This is a genomic window from Puia dinghuensis, assembly GCF_014642875.1.
Taxonomy (GTDB): Bacteria; Bacteroidota; Bacteroidia; order Chitinophagales; family Chitinophagaceae; genus Puia; species Puia dinghuensis.
On the sequence record NZ_BMJC01000001.1, the window covers coordinates 676,271 to 689,767 of the forward strand.

Consider the following 13,497-nt stretch of genomic DNA (forward strand, 5'->3'; position numbering starts at 1 on the left):
TCTATTACCACTTTTACCGTTATCGGATCGGTATGCTGTCATTCCTGTAAGAATTGATACCTTTGTCACATGAAAAAAGTGGTAAACCTGAATGCCGTCGGCGACTACAACGCGATGGTCGGACACGAAACATTTCACCCATTGGTGAGCGTAATCGACTTCTCAAAAACAGATGCACTTTTGCGAGGAGGCCAACCATGGAACTATGGTTTTTACTGCGTTTACTTAAAAGCGGAAACGGAATGCGTTTTACGATATGGGAGAAGTAATTACGACTACCAGGCCGGCACCCTGGTATTCATTGCACCAGGTCAGGTATTGAGTATTATAGAAGAAGATATGGATTATCAGCCAAGCGGTTATGCCTTATTATTCCATCCCGACCTATTGCGAGGAACCGCTCTTGGCCAGCATATGAAGGACTACAGCTTCTTTTCTTACGACGTACACGAAGCCCTTCACCTTTCCGAGCAAGAAAAGCCTATCGTTCTGGAGAGCCTTCAAAAGATCGATTACGAAGTACGGCATGCCGTTGACAAGCACAGCAAAAAGCTGATCGTCTCCAACATTGAATTATTCCTAAATTACTGCGTTCGTTTTTACGACCGCCAGTTCATCACACGAGACCATGTGAGTAATGGGGTAGTTGAAAATTTTGAACGACTGTTAAATGACTATTTCACGTCCAACAAACTGGAATCAGACGGCATTCCCTCCGTTGCCCATTTTGCTGATGAGCTCCACCTGTCCGCAAATTATTTTGGGGATCTGATCAAAAAAGAAACCGGCAAAACGGCACTCGAAAACATACAAGCAAAACTGATTGATCTGGCCAAAGAAAAGATATTTGACCGCAACAAAAGAATAAGCGATGTTTCCTATGAACTGGGTTTTAAATACCCCCAGCATTTTATTCGCTTCTTTAAACAACGAGTAGGCCGCACACCAAATGAATACCGGATTTCATTGAACTAGGTTGCTGCGGCCCCAATACAACATCATTTAATTTTCATCTCCGGAACCAACGGGGTAACCGGAACCAATTCGAGATGCTTCACCATAGCAGAAGTCCCCGTCTTGTACTTTAAAAAATGCGGAGTTAGCAGATGCGCCTTATATGCCACTGAATCCGCGTATATCTCCAAAATGGTGATATGCGTCGGGTCAGATTTATCTGCAACAGCATACAACGTCAATACGCCCGGCTCCACACGAACAGACGTTTCGATCTCTTCCTTTAAAAAACGATTATAGCTATCCAATTGAGCGGAATCGACCACCAGGTTCGCCAACCGGGTCATCCGGCCACCTTGCTGAGCGGTGGCTCCCGTAGCCAAGCCCATCAGGACCAGAGACATGATAATACCCGCTGCCGTGGTTTTGCAACTCGTATGCATCGCTTTAGAATTGTTTGCGCTCTATTTAACCCTGACCGTTGCTGCCGTTGCCCGCTTGCTGATCATGGCATCCAGATATGGGCTTCCCTTGTATTTTTTCCGGTAGGCCTCATCAATCCGCTCGTTGATCTCCCCTGCAACCGGCTCGAAACTAACCTGGCGTGTCATGCCGGCAGCCACGATCTTTCCTGCTTTCTGTTCCATCGCCGCCCGGTGCCACCTTGATTTACTTCCATTATAAGCACGGACGTAAAGCTGATCGGCTACCTCCACCGACCAAATCCAGGTAGGTGTTCCGTAGGTAACGCCATCCTCCCGGTAGGGCGCAATATGGAAATCGTCCGCTGCCGCAATCTTGTGAATGTCTTCCTTCGACAAATGTTTTAATGTAGGTTCCATGATCTAAGCGTTTTTTATGGTATCCGGGCCATAGCCCGGTTTTTTATATAACGTATCCCAGTGAGGCAGGATGTCCGTCTTATAAACCGTATCCATCCAGTCCGCCTGCTGAATCTCTTCAATAGCCACCGACACCGCATCCTGGCCCAAATGGAAGACCTTCATGACATCCCTGGTTATATCTTCTGTGAGCCGGGTCTTCTCTTCCTCCGTCTTCCCGGCCGCTACTTTTACGATAATATGCGGCATAACTACCTATTTTTTGTACTGCTCCTCCGTCACCTTTTCCATCCAATCCACCACTTTGCCATTCAGGTTCTCCTGAATGGCGATATGGGTCATCGCAGTGGTGGGCGAAGCTCCATGCCAGTGCTTTTCGCCCGCCGCAAACCAAACCACATCGCCTGGGCGGATCTCTTCAATCGGCCCACCGTCCCGTTGTACCCAACCAAACCCCGCCGTCACGATCAACGTCTGCCCTAACGGGTGTGTATGCCAGGCCGTCCGTGCCCCAGGTTCAAAAGTTACCGCTGCTCCGGCTCCCCTGGCCGACTCATTGGCCTGAAATAAGGGATCTATACGTACGGTGCCCGTAAACCAATCTTCCGGACCCTTCGCCGAAGGCTGCGTACCCACTCTCTTTATATCCATGTTACTTCAATTTTATGGTTTATGATATTGCTCGTCACTTACCCTTGTTCCCCAGTTGGTCACCCCCTTTGATATATCCGGGTTGACCACGATCTGCACCAACCCACTATCCGGTTTCGCACCGTGCCAGTGCTCTACCCCCGCCGGTATCGTCACCACATCTCCCTTATGCAGCACACGAACCGGCTTGCCCTTTTCCTTCAAATAACCTACACCGTCCGTAATCACCAGCACCTGCGCTCCCGGGTGTTTATGCCAGTTACTGTGCGCCCCAGGAGCGAAAGTCACCTTAGCCGTCAGCCAGTGAGCCGCGGAATCTATGCCCAGCGGATAAACCCAAACATCCCCCGTGAAATAAGCCGCAGGCGCCTTATCCCCTTTCGGAATAGAACCCGGGGCACTTACTTCCTGAGCCTGGAGACGCCCTGCGCCTGCCAAGAGGAATACGACCACTAACGACATGCCATATCGAATCAGACACTTTTTCATATCCGTTTATAATTTCATTATAGTTACTGGTAGAGGATCTCTCCCCCTTAAAGCCTGTGCACCCCCGTCCATCTTACCTATGATTACCAGGCCCCTGGAATACCCAAATCCCTTGTAGAATATGGCCAGGTTACCCCATGGCGCATAATAGGTCAGATCACCCTCCGATGCAGCGCTACCTTCCGGGGCTCCATCCACCACCAAACGCTTCGGTAGGTCAGCGATCTTTTCCGTGCCGTTGTAATCGTTCAATACCAACTTCAATGGCAGCAGACTGGCAAAATCCTTAGCCGCTGCGCTGCTATTCAAGGTAGCCGTCCACTCACCATTCGCGGATGTTATCTTTATCCTCATATTTCAGCTTAAACAGGTTAGTTTAACTGTCTGTATTCATGTGGTGTATAACCAGTATATTTCTTAAACGACCGGGTAAAATGCTGAGGATACTTAAACCCTAACTCAAAGGCAACATCCCCGACCGACTTGGTCGTATCCAAGATCTTTTCCTTTGCTATATTCATCAGCTTAAGCTGTATGTATTCCTGGGCGGATTTACCCGTCTCCTTTTTTACCAAATCCCCGAAATAATTCGGAGATAAATTCAACTCCACTGCACAATAACTAACCGCAGGCAGTCCCACTAATTGAAGTTTGTCCGAATGAAAGTAGTCGTTCAGCAATGCCTCGAATCGCCCCAACGTTCCCTTATTCACATCATGTCGGGTAATGAATTGCCTGTCGTAAAACCGTACGCAATAATTCAGAAACAATTCAATATTAGCGCAGATCAACATCTTACTATGCTTATCCATACCCTGTTCCAATTCATATTTGATCTTGGAAAAACAATCCAGCACCATTTTCCTTTCCTTCTCCGACAAATGAAGCGCCTCCCGTATCTGATAGGAAAAAAATCCGTAGTTGTCCATATGCTTACCAAGCGACGTACCCCGGATCAGGTCAGGATGAAATAGTAATGCATAACCTTGCGGTTTATAGCTACTGTCGATGGCTACGTGAATAACCTGACCCGGCGCTACAAACAGCAGGGTTTTATCCTGATAGTCATAATCGGCGCGCCCATACTTAATATCCCCGCATCTCACGTCCTTCAGATATACTGCATAAAATCCAAAATTCATCCGGGATGCATATTCCTTTGGCGTGGTACCGGCAAAATCAATCACACTCACCAGGGGATGCAAATTCTCCTGACCGTAAAGGGCATCATACTGGCTCACTGTATCGACCTGTAAAATCTCATCCATACTGCCTGGGTAATTGGTTATGCAAATTTACCGTTTATCCGATCCCCTGTCACACCTGACGCAAGAATCAGTAAAAATGGTAGGTGAACCTGTAATGGTTATAAGAGCAGCGGATAAAATAGCTGGAATTTTGTCCACTTAAAATAAGCTGCATGAAACACCATCTATCCCGAAGAAAATTTATAACAAATACCGCTCTGGCGGGAACCAGCCTCCTGGTCCCCGGTCCGGCAAATCTATTGTCTAATTCAAATACTACATTTATGACTCCCAACATTAAAGCCAAAGGATACGCAGGCAAAGACACTTCAGGCAATTTAAGCCTATGGTCCTTCGACCGCCGACCCGTCGGTGACGACGACATCTTAATCGACATCAAATTCTGCGGCATTTGCCACTCGGACATCCACCAGATCAAAGGACATTGGGGAGATCAACCCTATCCGCAGATCCCAGGGCATGAGATCGCGGGAATCGTGTCCGCCGTGGGAAAAAATGTCACCGCTTTCAAAGTGGGCGACAAAGCAGGCATTGGCTGCATGGTCGACAGTTGTATGACCTGTGACAGTTGTAAAAGAGGGGAAGAGCATCATTGTGACAACCACGCCACGCTTTGGACCTATGGTTCCCCTGAGAAAAGCTCGCCCACCGGCATCACCCAGGGAGGCTATTCCGACAAAATCGTCGTCAAATCCCATTTTGCCATCAAAATACCCGACAGCATCGACCTTCAACATGCGGCCCCCCTCCTTTGCGCCGGCATCACCACCTACTCCCCCCTAATGAGATCACAATTCAAAGCCGGAGACAAAGTAGGCATAGCCGGTATCGGCGGGTTAGGCCATATCGCCATAAAACTAGCCGCTTCCAAGGGTGCCGAAGTTTACGCCTTCACCACCTCAGAGAGCAAGCGCCAGGATATTCTAGGGTTTGGCGCCAGAGAAGTCATTGTAGTAGACAGCGTCGACAAACTGCAGCCTTATGCCGGCAAACTGGATTATATGCTGTCCACCATCCCCTACGACTTCGATATTTCGGCCTACGCCAACGTCGTTAAGCCTTATGGCCATTTTACACAAGTCGGCGTGCCCATCGGCGGAAAGCTCACCATCAATAATTTTCAATTCATCTACAACCGCGTCAACTTTAACGGCTCCCTCATTGGCGGTATCCCCGAGACCCAGGAAGTAGTCAACTACTGTGCGCAAAACAACATCGCCCCCCAGATCAAGGTCATCAACGCTTCAGAAATCCATGACGCCTGGGAAAAAGTAGTCAACAAAGAAGCCCGCTACCGGTATGTGATAGATGCCGCCACCATTTAGACAATCAAAATTAGGCCATCTCTTTCTGAGGTGGCCTAATCAATGCCTCCCAACTTGACTATTCGGGAAAAACCAATGCTCGATAGCTTTTCCGTTGACATATCGCGTCACTTCCATTCCCTCGATCGCCGTTGCTGATCCAGGCGCAGTGTACCGAATCCAATCCGTCACATACTCTTCATCGGCCCATCGCCTTTTTACTTCCATTATCACGTTGGGCAAACGTGCGTGGAAACCACTCACCATTTCTTTCAGACTGTCGATCCCCTTACGATCACCCATCCCCGTGTGATTGACAAAGCCAGGGTCTACTATAGCATCCAACATACCGAGATCGCCAGTCTCGAACACATGCAGAAGTTCACTGTCCACGTATTTATTTTTTTGCACTGCTGGATTTAACGCAGCGCTTTTCTCTTGTCCGACGTGTTTCAGTGTAAAAGGCTCACCCGGCGCCAGCACCTGAATGCGTTCAGGATTTAGCGCCAGTCTTTTTAACCGCGCCGGGTCGCCGTTGAACGGGGCAAAATCAGGCGCGTCGACAAAGCCCCAATGACCAAGCAAGACCTGGGCATTTGGATAGGCATTTATCAGCTTTGCTGAACCGTCCAATCCGAAATGCCAGGCGCTGTCCTCTGAATAATCCAGTAAAATGAGGTCTGGCGCCGGCAAGTGTAACTGCTCTGGCATCAGCCGGGAATCCCCCGGCGCCCATATGGTCCCGTCCGGCGTTTCAAACCAGAATCCACAAGCATCGCCGGGTTCAAAGTGACGCTTGCTTACACCGGGATAGGCGTTTTGCCAGGCATGATCAGCAGGTGTTAATCTGACATATATGGGTCCAAAATGAAAAGTATCCCCAATGCGGTGACCGGATGACGGAAGGCCTTCATTTTTCATCAATGAATCAACGTAGATAGTAGAATGATATTCATTCGTTGCGGATGACAGATCCTTGAACGTTTCAACACTGTAGTGATCATTATCACTATGCGTGGCGAAGATAGCGTCCACATGAGGGACTTGTTTTGGTGTAATGGGAAAATTCATCAACAAGGGCATATCATACCCCTCCAGCAAAGGATCGATCATAAACGTCGTTCCCCGGCTGTTTATGAGGAATCCAGCCATTCCCAGCCATCTGATAGTTGTTCCATTAGAGGCTGCAAACGCATCCGCCCCAAAAGGCTGCGTCATAGGTGCCTTTGCCTGGTATTTTTTTGCAGGCCTCTTTATAGCGCCAGTTTGACTACTGTCAGCAGCCGACTGCCCCCGTACATCGACCGTGATAGCCGTTATCAAGAACAATACTATTATCCAACTTTTTGCCATATTCAAATGTCCTATTAATTATTCCGTCCATTGTATACCAACTACGGAATCACTTACCAGTTTTACTGATTATGGATGCAAGACCCACGACCTACGGATGCTATCCTTAACTTTGTCTTAGAAAATCTAAACATCGTGAACAAGGTCACCAAACTGGAAAGCGTTGCGCAGTTCAACACCCAAAGAGGCCAGGAAACCCTCCACCCATTGGTCAGTGTGCTGGATCAGTCAAAATCGAAGCCCATACGCCCCACGCGTTTTATTTCCGACCTCTACCTCGTTTTTTTAAAAGATACCAAGTGTGCAGAACTAAACTATGGCCGCAGCCACTACGACTACCAGGAAGAAACGATGATCTTCATTGCGCCGGGCCAGGTAGCAGGATTCGACGAAAATGGGGAACTGCTGCAACCCAACGGCTGGGCACTGGCCTTTCATCCTGATCTGATCCGCGGCACCGCTATCGGGCGGCATGTCAAGGACTATAGCTTTTTCGCTTACGAAGCAAATGAGGCACTTCATCTATCCGGACGGGAACGACAGATCATCATCGAATGTTTCAATAAAATACAGTATGAACTGGAACATGCTATCGACAAACATAGTAAGACCTTAATCGCCAGCAACATTGAGTTACTGTTGAATTATTGTGTCCGGTTCTATGACCGGCAATTTATCACCCGCACTAATATCAACAAGGATCTTTTAGCCAAATTTGAAACGCTAATGGATGATTATTTTCAGTCGGACAAGCCCCAAACCCTCGGTATACCCTCAGTCGGTTATTGTGCCGACCGGCTAAATCTATCCGCAAACTATTTTGGCGACCTGATAAAAAAGGAAACCGGGAGATCAGCGCATGAATACATACAGGATAAGCTGATCGCCGTTGCCAAAGACAGGATATTTGATGCCAGCAAGTCGATCACCGAGATCGCCTACGAAATGGGCTTCAAATACCCGCAGCACTTTACCCGGCTCTTCAAGCAACGGGTCGGGCAATCCCCCCAGGAATACAGGTTACTGAATTAAACCAATAGAAAGTTCAAAATCGTAATATATGCAAAAAAGAAAATTGGGAAGCAGCGGTCTCGAAGTGTCGGCCCTTGGGCTGGGTTGTATGGGCATGAGCTGGTCCTACGGGCCGCCCAAAGACAAGCAGGAGATGATCGCTCTGATCCGGTCCGCGGTGGAAAGAGGCGTAACCTTTTTTGATACGGCTGAAGTGTACGGTCCATATATCAATGAGGAACTTCTCGGAGAAGCACTCGCACCCTTTCGAAAAGACGTCGTCATTGCCACAAAATTTGGGCTCAAACCCGCTTCATCCGCCGAAGAAAATTCCCGTTGGTCTGCTATAGATAGCCACCCGGAACATATTAAAAAGGTTGTGGAGGGTTCGCTCAAAAGGCTTAGAACGGATGTTATTGACCTGTATTATCAGCACCGAGTCGACCCCAATGTGCCCATCGAAGAGGTGGCCGGCGCCGTAAAGGAACTTATCCGGGAAGGCAAGGTGAAGCATTTCGGCCTCTCCGAAGCCGGGGTACAAACGATCAGGCGCGCCCATGCCGTCCAACCAGTTAGTGCCCTTCAAAGCGAATACTCCCTGTGGTATAGGGAGCCCGAGAAGGAAGTCATACCCACCCTGGAGGAACTAGGTATCGGCTTCGTCCCCTTCAGCCCTCTTGGTAAAGGCTTCCTTACCGGCAAGATCGACGAAAAAACGACGTTTGACAAGACCGACTTCCGCAGCACGGTCCCCCGCTTCAACCCAGAAAACCTGAAAGCCAACCAGGCGCTGGTTGATCTCCTCAGTAACATGGGAGCCAAGAAGAACGCCACACCTGCTCAAATGGCCCTTGCCTGGCTGCTGGCACAGAAACCCTGGATCGCGCCGATACCCGGCACCACCAAACTCCCAAGACTGGAGGAAAACCTGGGCGCCGTCCATGTCGAGCTTACAGCCGAAGATCTCCGCCAAATTGGCGAGGCTGCCGCCCAAATAACCATACAGGGTGCCCGGTATCCGGAAGAACAGGCTAAACTGGTGGGCAGGTAGCGCTCCCGCCTCGTCAGTTGCTTTGCAGGTTTATCAATGAACTAGTAGGAATCTTTCATGTCTATCTCTGCCTTCAGGCCCCATTCGTTCATCGGTCCTTTTTTAATCTCCTGGCAACTTGAATTTCCTACAACTGAATTCGGGGCGTAGTGCGTCCCGAATTGAATTGTGGGCTTCGGTATAAGCAGCCGCAGCCGATCAGCGGGAGAATAAAACCGGGCACCCGTACCGGCTTTGGCCCCCCGGCGCCGATATACGATTGCCAATAGTTGGTCTAAAAGCTAGTTGAAAAGGGCAATCGTATATCACCACCGAGGATTCTTTTTCTTGTTTCATCCTCCTTTTTTCGGGCAGAGGGATAGAATAGATTTCCCTCCAAAACGAATAAGTAGGCCCAATTGTAAACATCCCTCTTGATATAACTAGTGGCCAAAAGCTAATAGGGGCCATTGTATATATCCGTCAGGATACTTAGTGAGTGCCTTGCATAGCCTCACCATGCGGCTGTACAAGCAGCCTCAGAAAAGCAAGATTTATTCCGTAATCAGCATAATACCCGCTTTATTTGCTTTATACTGAATCTTCTCTTTCAAAGCATAGTAGCTCCAATTACGGAAAACAAATTCCTCACCGGCCGCAGCAGCTTCCTTTTCTGTCTGGCCCACCAAAATAAGAGAGGCTGCCCGGTGCTTAACACACAGATCGATCAATTGGCGGCTATATACATGCAGCCTTTGCTGCACATAATCCCTTTCCCTATCTCGAAAATGCTCCAAGGCTTTCAGCTTCCGCCGTCGTCCGTGCTGTCCTCTGTTGTAAGAGGCGTCTTTTTGTGCCCGACTTCGGGCGGCCTGTATCGCCAGCCTCCTATACAGAAACTCTTCTTTGCTGCCAATTGTAGCCTGAAATTTCCCAATCCGCACGACAATTGGGTAATCAATAGAAAGATGTGCTTCGGCGACAATACTGGCATCCAATTCGTGTTTTTCCTTTCGAGTTTCAAAAGCCGCCAGTAAATATATTTTCCCATTGCACAGTTGCAGGGAGCTATTTTTCAGTTGGACCTCACCTTTTAATAGCCGATCAAAAAGAAGGCGTTTATCAAACTTATCCCGGCCTAAATAGGTATGGAAGGGAATTTTAAAAAGATTAAACTTATACTCTTTTGCGTTTTCCGCGAGCTGTAGCCGGGTAATATTTCTGCGCTGAAAAGGGATAGGTATATCCCTCTTGTAGTTTCGAACGGATTTCTCACCCTTCAAGTAGCCCTCCTTTTCATTGTTAAAATGCTTAGCCAGGGTCATGTTCAGGCTGCTTATAATATTCATAGGAATATCCCCCTTGAAATGCTTATTCAATACCCGGTAGGTCGTACCTAATTGTGAACAAGTCAGAATGCCATCAGGATTTTTGCAACAATCGGCTAACTTAACCTTCACCTCATCTTTCAGGTAAAACAATTCTTTTAATTGCTCCTGGATGAAAAGGTGGGTAAAAATGTAGTTCGCCGCCCTGAAACAAATATACTGCCACCGATATAGCGTTCTATACACTTCGCCGATAAAGGCTTTATCGTTGCTGTCAATAATCAACTGAACCTTCCGGGTTAATATCATTGTTTCGGCATTCACGGACGGCGGGAGATTTTAAGTTGTTGTAATTTGGCATGCGCTGCGGCATACTGTTGCTGTATATACGGCTGCGGTAGGTTCAGTTTGGCTGCGATCACATCAAAAGGGAGCTTGCTTTCATAACGCAGCTTGAAAAGCTGAAGCATTTCTCCGGTTAAATATTCCTCTGCCTGATATTTATCGTTTGTGACAGGGAAGGAAATCGGTTTGGTTAATTGTTTTTTTGAATGAATCACCTTTTTCAGATAAGCCAATGCTTCATGGAGATTCTTGCTAATAGTCTGGATATTTGCACCGTATCGTTTGGCAATCTGCTTATAGCTGAATCCGTACTTAAAATAAAGTTGCAAAATGGTCTGCTTGTTCATTGGCAGATAAGGCATGACATCGTATATAGATTTGAGTAGCGCTTCTTCGTTACATACCGGTCCCGCCTCTTCCGATCCCGGTAAAAAACTTACATCGGGGTACGTGTCGTGGTCCAGGTAAACTACCTGCCGGATTTCTGGTTGCCTATAATAGTCGTAGCAGGCCCATTTTACATTCATGCACATAAACCGGAAAGTATGCTGTAAGCAAGTCATCCTTTCCCTGAAATCCCACGCTTTTAGAAGGGCGTCCTGGACAATGGTCGTTACGGCAAATTCATTCGGCAAAATCCGCATTCCGTATCGGAGTAGTGAATTAAACATCATCCGGTATAGTTGCGTAAAGCCTTCTTCTTCCCCATTCTTATATCGGAGGAAATATGCCTGTTCGGTTGGTGTAGGTAGTTCGTAGCTCATATAAACCCTCAAATACTTACCTATGGGTGATTGTCAAGGACACAAGAATACCGCACCTTTATACTTGCCAATAGGTGATTAATGAAAACGAAAATCGACCTCTATGTTATTACCAGGGTAAAGGAGAAACGACTTGAGAAAAATATCTCTCAAGCTGAACTTGCTAACGAATTAGGCATGTCAGTGGGCTTTATCGGCAAAGTAGAAAGCCCAAAGTATCCTTCCCATTATAACATAAAGCATCTAAACCAACTGGCTAAGATTCTGGACTGTAGCCCGCAGGAGTTCCTGCCGAAAAAGCCGTTACCCTAAGACTTTGCCCTTCGTCCCAGCCATCGCAATCTAAAGTTAAGGAATTCTTGAGAATACTCACCTATGGGTGATTGTATTTTTTTATGCTTCTCCAAACCTTTGGACTTGCCAATAGGTGATTAATGAAATCGAAGATAGATATATACGTGATTGACAAGGTTCGGGAAATGCGAATAGCCCATAATATGAGCCAGGAAGAGCTTTCCATTAAGGCAGGGTTTCGGTCAAATGGGTTTGTAGGACAGGCGGAGAGCTTTAAGTACAATAAACGCTATAATGTTCACCACATAAATCGGTTTGCGCAAATCTTTAATTGTTCACCGCAGGATTTTTTGCCAGAAACTTATTTATACTGAATCTTATCATCATGTAAAACTAAAATAAACCCTAACAGGCTATGCCGTCATTGTCTACAACCAGCAATAAAATTCTTATTGCCGGAGAGAATCTAATAAACGAATGGATCGTTTCAAGCAATTTACATAAGCTCAGAACTCTTATTAAAAACTACCTTGAACTTGATAATGTAAGCTTTTTATTTGGAGCTGGTTCTTCGATAATGCTAGGCTCTATCTCTATCGCAACGATTCCCATGGCTTTCGAAGAGGCCATCAAAAATATTCCAAATCATTCGCCAGGATCAGTCGGGAATGAGGCGTATTCAGAATTCCTTGAAATCGTAAGTACCCTACAAAAAACAAGTGAAGTCAAAAGGCAGGAGTGGATGGAGAATGGAAATAAAGTAACTGGTAATATTGATTTCCCTTTAGAATCGCTATTGAATAATTTAACAGCAATAGATTTTATCCAAGACAATTCAACGGGTTTAATTTCCAAACACTATGTTAGCGAATTAATAGCCACATTAAAAGAAGAGCTATTCAAAACCTGCGATTTAGAGACTCTTTCCAACAACCCAAGAGGAATGCAAGAAGAGGACATTAAAAACCTAACTGCGAATAAATTCTTCTTTCATGAAAAGTTTGCGAAAAAGATTCTCCAACGACCGCTAAATCTAAAACGAGCAAATATTTTCACAACCAACTATGACTTGGCTTTTGATATGGCATTCGATCGCCTTGGCATTCACTATATTAATGGATTTTCCGGATTTCACAAGAGGACGTTTAAGCCAGAAACCTACGATTATGATCTCTTCTTTCCTGGATCTACCACTCAGGGGAAAGTAACAAGGATCGAAAAAGTGCTGAAATATTATAAAATCCACGGTTCCTTAACCTGGGTTCAAACAGAGCCAACAGGAAATAATGTTTATGGAATTGAGGAATGGCCCATTGAATTAGTGAAGGCAAAAAGGGAGTATAAAAGATTAATGATCTATCCTTCCGCTGTAAAAAAATCCTATACCCTCGACTTTCCATATTCAGAGCTATTTCGTCACTTGGCTAGCGCCATTACACAACCTCAGTCCGTGCTAATTACTTTCGGATATTCTTTTAGCGATGAACATATCAACGATATTATTTACCAAGCCCTTACAATTCCTTCATTCACCTTAATTATTGTTGACTTCAAAGGAACCGGTAATCCAGAAATTGCTCGATTAAGTTCATTTAAGGATCCGCGAATAATAATTCTTGAGGGAGATCAATTAGGAACTTTTCCTTTTTTTGTTGACCAAGTTCTACCTGATTTTATCGAAGAAAATATCCAAGGAAAAGTAGCCGAAACCCTGAAAAACGTCTATGACAACAAGGATAGAGATAACGGCAAATCAAACCCTCCTGCCGGCCCGCCAGGTGACCAAAACGCATCAGATAAGCCTAGGGAAGGTGGCACAGATTCTACAGAAAGCAATATCGATTTGCCATTTTAAAAAGTATAA

At 46.4% G+C, this 13,497-nt stretch carries 17 protein-coding genes; 7 read left to right on the plus strand and 10 right to left on the minus strand.

Annotated elements, in window-relative coordinates; all coding sequences use genetic code 11:
- Nucleotides 1–69 precede the first annotated feature (69 nt).
- Nucleotides 70–975 carry a helix-turn-helix domain-containing protein gene (locus IEY39_RS02555; RefSeq protein WP_188928207.1) on the plus strand — a complete coding sequence of 302 codons (906 nt, stop codon included), beginning with the start codon at nucleotides 70–72 and terminating at the stop codon, nucleotides 973–975.
- A gap of 23 nt (nucleotides 976–998) precedes the next feature.
- Here IEY39_RS02555 and IEY39_RS02560 read toward each other — a convergent pair whose 3' ends face one another.
- The 7 genes from IEY39_RS02560 to IEY39_RS02590 are packed head-to-tail and all read right to left on the minus strand — an operon-like array spanning nucleotide 999 to nucleotide 4,204.
- A complete protein-coding gene (locus tag IEY39_RS02560; protein ID WP_188928209.1) occupies nucleotides 999–1,397 on the minus strand; it encodes a putative quinol monooxygenase in 399 nt (132 codons plus the stop codon).
- Between the two features lie 21 nt (nucleotides 1,398–1,418).
- The gene (locus tag IEY39_RS02565; RefSeq protein ID WP_188928211.1) at nucleotides 1,419–1,796 is read right to left on the minus strand and encodes a DUF2255 family protein; all 378 of its coding nucleotides are present in this window, start codon (nucleotides 1,794–1,796) and stop codon (nucleotides 1,419–1,421) included.
- Nucleotides 1,797–1,799: 3 nt separating this feature from the next.
- Entirely contained in the window at nucleotides 1,800–2,045 is a 246-nt protein-coding gene (locus IEY39_RS02570) for a tautomerase family protein (protein ID WP_188928213.1), read from the minus strand.
- 6 nt (nucleotides 2,046–2,051) lie between these two features.
- On the minus strand, nucleotides 2,052–2,447 hold the full coding sequence (locus IEY39_RS02575; protein WP_188928215.1) for a (R)-mandelonitrile lyase: 396 nt from the start codon (nucleotides 2,445–2,447) through the stop codon (nucleotides 2,052–2,054).
- Between the two features lie 12 nt (nucleotides 2,448–2,459).
- The gene (locus tag IEY39_RS02580) at nucleotides 2,460–2,936 is read right to left on the minus strand and encodes a cupin domain-containing protein (protein ID WP_229688737.1); all 477 of its coding nucleotides are present in this window, start codon (nucleotides 2,934–2,936) and stop codon (nucleotides 2,460–2,462) included.
- Between the two features lie 6 nt (nucleotides 2,937–2,942).
- A complete protein-coding gene (locus IEY39_RS02585; RefSeq protein WP_188928217.1) occupies nucleotides 2,943–3,290 on the minus strand; it encodes a cyclophilin-like fold protein in 348 nt (115 codons plus the stop codon).
- A 17-nt stretch (nucleotides 3,291–3,307) separates the two neighbouring features.
- Nucleotides 3,308–4,204 carry a helix-turn-helix domain-containing protein gene (locus tag IEY39_RS02590; protein WP_188928219.1) on the minus strand — a complete coding sequence of 299 codons (897 nt, stop codon included), beginning with the start codon at nucleotides 4,202–4,204 and terminating at the stop codon, nucleotides 3,308–3,310.
- Between the two features lie 263 nt (nucleotides 4,205–4,467).
- On the opposite strand from IEY39_RS02590, the gene IEY39_RS02595 reads away from it, so the two are divergent.
- Nucleotides 4,468–5,529, plus strand: coding sequence for an NAD(P)-dependent alcohol dehydrogenase (locus tag IEY39_RS02595; RefSeq protein ID WP_229688738.1), 1,062 nt, complete (start codon nucleotides 4,468–4,470; stop codon nucleotides 5,527–5,529).
- Between the two features lie 39 nt (nucleotides 5,530–5,568).
- Here IEY39_RS02595 and IEY39_RS02600 read toward each other — a convergent pair whose 3' ends face one another.
- A complete protein-coding gene (locus tag IEY39_RS02600; protein ID WP_188928222.1) occupies nucleotides 5,569–6,861 on the minus strand; it encodes an MBL fold metallo-hydrolase in 1,293 nt (430 codons plus the stop codon).
- Nucleotides 6,862–6,996: 135 nt separating this feature from the next.
- On the opposite strand from IEY39_RS02600, the gene IEY39_RS02605 reads away from it, so the two are divergent.
- Nucleotides 6,997–7,893 (plus strand): helix-turn-helix domain-containing protein, encoded by an 897-nt coding sequence (locus tag IEY39_RS02605; RefSeq protein ID WP_188928224.1) that lies wholly within the window; start codon nucleotides 6,997–6,999, stop codon nucleotides 7,891–7,893.
- A 28-nt stretch (nucleotides 7,894–7,921) separates the two neighbouring features.
- Nucleotides 7,922–8,923, plus strand: coding sequence for an aldo/keto reductase (locus IEY39_RS02610; RefSeq protein WP_188928226.1), 1,002 nt, complete (start codon nucleotides 7,922–7,924; stop codon nucleotides 8,921–8,923).
- Nucleotides 8,924–9,456: 533 nt separating this feature from the next.
- Here the strand turns inward: IEY39_RS02610 and IEY39_RS02615 are convergent.
- Both IEY39_RS02615 and IEY39_RS02620 read right to left on the minus strand, forming a co-directional pair.
- Nucleotides 9,457–10,554: a hypothetical protein gene (locus tag IEY39_RS02615; RefSeq protein ID WP_188928228.1), complete on the minus strand. Its 1,098-nt coding sequence runs from the start codon at nucleotides 10,552–10,554 to the stop codon at nucleotides 9,457–9,459.
- Nucleotides 10,551–11,339: an RNA polymerase sigma factor gene (locus tag IEY39_RS02620; RefSeq protein WP_188928230.1), complete on the minus strand. Its 789-nt coding sequence runs from the start codon at nucleotides 11,337–11,339 to the stop codon at nucleotides 10,551–10,553. The genes IEY39_RS02615 and IEY39_RS02620 overlap by 4 nt, the downstream gene beginning before the upstream one ends.
- Before the next feature lie 81 nt (nucleotides 11,340–11,420).
- Between IEY39_RS02620 and IEY39_RS02625 the strand changes: the two genes are divergently transcribed.
- The 3 genes from IEY39_RS02625 to IEY39_RS02630 all read left to right on the plus strand — a co-directional run bounded on the left by IEY39_RS02625 (nucleotide 11,421) and on the right by IEY39_RS02630 (nucleotide 13,488).
- Complete coding sequence (locus tag IEY39_RS02625) at nucleotides 11,421–11,651, plus strand: helix-turn-helix domain-containing protein (protein WP_188928232.1); 231 nt, start codon at nucleotides 11,421–11,423, stop codon at nucleotides 11,649–11,651.
- A 167-nt stretch (nucleotides 11,652–11,818) separates the two neighbouring features.
- Nucleotides 11,819–12,007 (plus strand): helix-turn-helix domain-containing protein, encoded by a 189-nt coding sequence (locus IEY39_RS30170; protein WP_373285430.1) that lies wholly within the window; start codon nucleotides 11,819–11,821, stop codon nucleotides 12,005–12,007.
- A 41-nt stretch (nucleotides 12,008–12,048) separates the two neighbouring features.
- Nucleotides 12,049–13,488 carry an SIR2 family protein gene (locus IEY39_RS02630; RefSeq protein ID WP_188928234.1) on the plus strand — a complete coding sequence of 480 codons (1,440 nt, stop codon included), beginning with the start codon at nucleotides 12,049–12,051 and terminating at the stop codon, nucleotides 13,486–13,488.
- Nucleotides 13,489–13,497 lie beyond the last annotated feature (9 nt).

Bases quoted from the DNA above. Each gene is read 5' to 3' on its own strand.
- IEY39_RS02565 (WP_188928211.1), bottom strand. From the start codon at position 1,796: ATGGAACCTACATTAAAACATTTGTCGAAGGAAGACATTCACAAGATT.
- IEY39_RS02570 (WP_188928213.1), bottom strand. From the start codon at position 2,045: ATGCCGCATATTATCGTAAAAGTAGCGGCCGGGAAGACGGAGGAAGAG.
- IEY39_RS02600 (WP_188928222.1), bottom strand. From the start codon at position 6,861: ATGGCAAAAAGTTGGATAATAGTATTGTTCTTGATAACGGCTATCACG.
- IEY39_RS30170 (WP_373285430.1), top strand. From the start codon at position 11,819: ATGCGAATAGCCCATAATATGAGCCAGGAAGAGCTTTCCATTAAGGCA.
- IEY39_RS02620 (WP_188928230.1), bottom strand. From the start codon at position 11,339: ATGAGCTACGAACTACCTACACCAACCGAACAGGCATATTTCCTCCGA.
- IEY39_RS02595 (WP_229688738.1), top strand. From the start codon at position 4,468: ATGACTCCCAACATTAAAGCCAAAGGATACGCAGGCAAAGACACTTCA.
- IEY39_RS02590 (WP_188928219.1), bottom strand. From the start codon at position 4,204: ATGGATGAGATTTTACAGGTCGATACAGTGAGCCAGTATGATGCCCTT.
- IEY39_RS02575 (WP_188928215.1), bottom strand. From the start codon at position 2,447: ATGGATATAAAGAGAGTGGGTACGCAGCCTTCGGCGAAGGGTCCGGAA.
- IEY39_RS02560 (WP_188928209.1), bottom strand. From the start codon at position 1,397: ATGCATACGAGTTGCAAAACCACGGCAGCGGGTATTATCATGTCTCTG.
- IEY39_RS02610 (WP_188928226.1), top strand. From the start codon at position 7,922: ATGCAAAAAAGAAAATTGGGAAGCAGCGGTCTCGAAGTGTCGGCCCTT.
- IEY39_RS02630 (WP_188928234.1), top strand. From the start codon at position 12,049: ATGCCGTCATTGTCTACAACCAGCAATAAAATTCTTATTGCCGGAGAG.
- IEY39_RS02585 (WP_188928217.1), bottom strand. From the start codon at position 3,290: ATGAGGATAAAGATAACATCCGCGAATGGTGAGTGGACGGCTACCTTG.
- IEY39_RS02580 (WP_229688737.1), bottom strand. From the start codon at position 2,936: ATGAAAAAGTGTCTGATTCGATATGGCATGTCGTTAGTGGTCGTATTC.
- IEY39_RS02555 (WP_188928207.1), top strand. From the start codon at position 70: ATGAAAAAAGTGGTAAACCTGAATGCCGTCGGCGACTACAACGCGATG.
- IEY39_RS02625 (WP_188928232.1), top strand. From the start codon at position 11,421: ATGAAAACGAAAATCGACCTCTATGTTATTACCAGGGTAAAGGAGAAA.